This is a genomic window from Salibaculum sp. (genome assembly GCF_035270045.1).
Taxonomy (GTDB): Bacteria; Pseudomonadota; Alphaproteobacteria; order Rhodobacterales; family Rhodobacteraceae; genus Salibaculum.
The window spans coordinates 1-4,228 of the sequence record NZ_DATFIP010000006.1; the positions used below are offsets into that span (position 1 = coordinate 1).

Genomic DNA, 4,228 nt, shown 5'->3' on the forward strand with positions numbered 1-4,228 from the left:
GTCATCGCGCAAGGGCGATGATCCTCGCGCAACGATCCCGAGGGCGGTCCGGCCCGGAAGAGGAGCAGGTTGCCGGGCTCAAGCCCAGGTCGCGCGACTGGCGGTGGGAGCTTGCTTGTGGTTCCGCAATGCCATCACGAGGTCGCGCGAAATGGGACGCTGGCGCTCGATCGAAACCCGGTGATACCGCACCTCGACAGTGCGATCTGCGAGAGCTTTCCGATAATCACTGAAGAACGACATGGACTTAACTCCTCGGTGTAGCTGGTGAGTGTGTGCATCTCCAACCTTCCCGCTCAAGTTGTCGAGAAATGGGCGCTGTCGTGCGGGCCAGATGGTCATTTCCGGCACAAAAGGCGCCGTCTCGAACAATATCCGGCGAACCTCCGAGATTGGCGTCCGGCACGAAATAACAAGGTGGCTTCCGGCGCAAGATGCGGGTCCGATCGCTCAGGTCCAATGCTCGCGGGCTTGGCGGGAGAGCCGAGCCCGGGGCGAAATCACCGGGAACAACTGACAATCCCGGGTTGCTTCGTCCGCCCCCGCTTTCGTCACGGCTTTGACCCTTGCCGCAGTGATCCGATCCCCCACGTTCGACCACCCGAAGGCAGAATTGTCCGCTCAGCGGACACCAAATGAACGCAGCGAACAACCGCTTCCTGCCCGAGGCGCATGACGTGGAGTATGCGGCATCAATAGCCTCGCCTTGCGCGGCTGTCTGCGAGCCAGCATATGCGAAAGAGCCGGGATTTCCGATCGGTATAGCGCTTCGCGCGGGTGCTTGGGGAAATCAACTCACAGCAGTCGATCTTGCTGTCTCCAGCGCGTGATCCGCGGCGAGGTAGCGTTGATGGGTTACGCTCATGACTCGGCGGCGCGCTCCCAAGCCTCGCTGCAGGCTGTCTTCGTGGGAGTGTTTTGGGCCCACGTTCGGCTGAAGGCCAACACACACACACTCACGCACTCACATACTCACGCACTCACGCTCCACCGTCCGTTCTGTACGAACTCCCGCGCCGCTCGCGGAAGCCGGCCACCACAGAGCGGCGAACCTCCTCGGGCTGCTCCTCGAGAGCCTTGGTCAGGTCGCGCAGATCCCGGCGTGTTTCGTGAAGGCGGTCAATCAGCGTCAGCACCACCGGGAGGGCATCCGCGGGGAGTGCCATCTCTTTCCGTAGATCGCAAAGCAGCCGAATCCGGGCCACGTCGACTTCATCAAAGGCGGGCCCACGCTCGCCCTGTGCAGGCTGAACCCAACCCTCCCGCACCCAGAGGCGGAGTTCCCGGAGGGTTACGCGCCGAACCTCCGCCACGACGCTGCGCTCGTCCATGCTCATGTCTGCCTCCGCAACTCTTTCCGGGGTTCGAAGTCGGAATGCTCCCGCCAACGCTTCGCCAGCTCCTCCAGTTCGCCATCCATCCTGTCGGGCAGGACAATCTTGAGACGGACATTCTGGTCGCCGGCCTTGCCACTCGCGCGGACGATCCCCTTGCCCTTCAATCTCAGGCGGCGCCCCGACGAGGCTCCCTTGGGGACCGACATGGACACCGTGCCTGAGATCGTCGGCACATCGACTTTCGCACCGAGCACGGCCTCGTCGAGCGTTATCGGGAGCTCCATCTCGATGTCGTCCCCGTCACGCGTGAAGACAGGATGCGAGAGGACACCAATCGTGACGAGCGCGTCGCCGGGCGGCCCTTCTCCGAAGCCGGCTCCTCCCTTGCCCCGAAGCCGCAGCGTCTGGCCGTCGTGGACACCCGCCGGAATGGAGATCTCGATAGCCTTGCCGTTCGGCATCGTCACGCTGCGCTTCGCCCCGCGGACGGCATCCAGAAAGTCGACCTCCAGATTGTAACGGAGATCCGGGCCGCGCGTATGGAACGCTTCCCGGTAGTCGCCGCCGCCGCTGCGAGATCGTCTTCCAAAAAGGTCCGAGAAGAAGTCGGCCGCATCTTCGTACTCTTGCGCCCCCATCCCGGGATCGTACCGCCGACCGGCATCCTGTCCCGCATATTGGTGGTAGTAGTGCCGCTCGGGCCGTTCCTGCCCGCTGGCGTCAATCTCGCCCGCGTCGAAGCGTTTCCGCTTCTCGGGATCGCCAAGGAGCCCATAGGCGGCGGACACCGCCTGAAACTCGGCCTTCTTGCCGGCATCATCAGGGTGCAGGTCCGGGTGAAGTGCCTTCGCGAGCTTGCGGTACGCCTTCTTGATCTCGTCGTGGCTTGCCGTCTTCGGCACACCGAGGATCTCGTACGGATCGTCGCTCAAGAGGTCTCCTCCCCGATATGGAACAAACTCTGTCGAATGCGGGGGCTGCGCGCGTTGACCAAGGTCAATCGGTGGATTGCCAGAGACCACGCGAGGGAAATGCTCCACACCAGATGTGGCTCCCCTACATCGAGCGGGATGCAGAAATCCCCTCCTTCCCGGCGTGCCGACAGGGCGAGCCTTGCCGCCACGCCGGGCGCGAGCCGGGCGATTCCAGCATCAACGACCGCTCTTGCCCAAAGTCTGTGCAGGGCGTGGATACACCCATCGGATCCGGCGCGAAAACGAGCACAGTTCAAGGAAATTCGGCGGTTCCCTCGTCGCGTTGGCAAGGAGGCTGGAAAGAACTGGTCCTACCAGTTACGGTCACTCGGGGATGCAATTCGATGCCAGAAAGAATACGGAAGGGACGAGGGCGGCCAGACCCGTGCGGGCGTTGGTTTCCGATGCCTTGCGTGCCGGAATAGCCAGCGGCAATCTCGCTCCGGGTATGCGCCTGAGTGAACGGAAACTCTGCGCTGAACTCGGCGTAAGCCGGGCGATCATGCGGGAAGCTGTCCGGCAACTCGAATCCGAGGAACTTGTAAGCATCTCGCCCCAAAGCGGCACGTTCGTGGCGAGCCCCACACTTTCGGATGCACTGGATATCTACGAGGTGAGGGTTGAACTGGAGGGCCTGGCCGGCCGGCTGGCCGCACGGTTGTGTGACGAGGCGGCACTGACGGCGCTCGACGAGGCGCTCGACGAGATCGCCCACGCAAACGCGCGGGGAACCGTGGCCCAGATCGTTGCCGCCAAGACCCGATTCTACGAGTGCCTCGTGGAGGCGGCATCCAACAAGGTGCTGCGAAACAGCCTGCAACGCCTGCGTAACCGAATCCTGCTTTATCGCGGTATCGCGCTGAACGAACCCACGCGGGCTGCGGCCGCCCTGTCCGAACTCCGTGAAATCCGTGCCGCGATCGCCGCCGGTGACGCGGCCCGCGCCGAACAGATGAACCGAGCCCACATTGCCGAGGCCGCCCGGAGCCTGACCCGTGTGCTGTGCAAGAAGGCGGGCCGGAGCCTCACGCCTGTCGAGCGCGCACGGCTCGATCTTCTGGGAGCCGGAGACGAGAACCGCGAAACGAGGGCGGCCCTCGACAAGCAAGGAGCCGAGAAATGAACGACCAATCGATCAGCAAGGGCTTTCGCCGGATCGCCCGACTGGACATTCCCGGAGGAGGTCAGGTCTTCGTGCAGGGAAGCTATGCCTACGTGGGCCATATCGCGCCGCCGTTCGGCACGTCCATCATCGACATCTCGGACCCGGCCAACCCGCAGATCGTCTCGCAGATCATGCTCGAGGACAATCGCTCGCACACGCACAAGGTGCGCGTCGTGGGCGACCTGATGATCTGCAACCACGAGATGTTCAACCGCCACTTCCTTCGAAAGGGGTTCGAGATTCCTGCGCTTTCGGTGGCGTTCGAGGCGGAAAACGGACGCCCTCCCACCGACGCCGAACTCGCGGCGAAACTGGGAGTGGAAGCAGAAGACATTCCCCAGCTACGCGATGTGGGCGAGACCGGCTACCGGGACGGTGGCTTCAAGGTCTACGACATCAGCGACAAGTCGAACCCGAAGCTGCTGACCTATCAGAAGACCGGCGGCATAGGGGTGCATCGGTTCTGCGCGGACGAACGCTACGCGTATATCTCCACGGAGATGGAGGGCTTCCAGGGCAACATACTCGTGAACTACGACCTCTCGCGCCCGGACAAGCTGGAAGAGGTCTCGCGGTGGTGGATGCCGGGCCAGAACGTTGCAGCCGGCGAAACGCCGACCTGGAGCGGTGTCCGCAACAGGCTTCACCACGCCCTGCGTACCGGCGACGAACTCTGGGCCGCGTGCTGGTTCGCCGGCTTTTCGGTGATCGACGCGAGCGATATGTCGAACCCCCGAACGATCGCCACGCAC

At 63.4% G+C, this 4,228-nt stretch carries 4 protein-coding genes; 2 read left to right on the plus strand and 2 right to left on the minus strand.

All coding sequences use genetic code 11. The features are described from left to right. Positions 1–980 precede the first annotated feature (980 nt). Both VJ897_RS01335 and VJ897_RS01340 read right to left on the minus strand, forming a co-directional pair. Entirely contained in the window at positions 981–1,337 is a 357-nt protein-coding gene (locus tag VJ897_RS01335) for a MerR family transcriptional regulator (RefSeq protein ID WP_324052524.1), read from the minus strand. Continuing rightward, a complete protein-coding gene (locus VJ897_RS01340) occupies positions 1,334–2,269 on the minus strand; it encodes a DnaJ C-terminal domain-containing protein (RefSeq protein ID WP_324052525.1) in 936 nt (311 codons plus the stop codon). The genes VJ897_RS01335 and VJ897_RS01340 overlap by 4 nt, the downstream gene beginning before the upstream one ends. Positions 2,270–2,645: 376 nt before the next feature. On the opposite strand from VJ897_RS01340, the gene VJ897_RS01345 reads away from it, so the two are divergent. Together VJ897_RS01345 and VJ897_RS01350 are read left to right on the plus strand one after the other, a co-directional pair. After that, positions 2,646–3,434, plus strand: a complete 789-nt coding sequence (locus tag VJ897_RS01345; RefSeq protein WP_324052527.1) for a GntR family transcriptional regulator — start codon at positions 2,646–2,648, stop codon at positions 3,432–3,434. Further along, positions 3,431–4,228, plus strand: a 798-nt coding sequence (locus VJ897_RS01350) for an LVIVD repeat-containing protein (RefSeq protein WP_324052529.1), incomplete at its 3' end; no start/stop codon positions are given. The genes VJ897_RS01345 and VJ897_RS01350, both read left to right, overlap by 4 nt.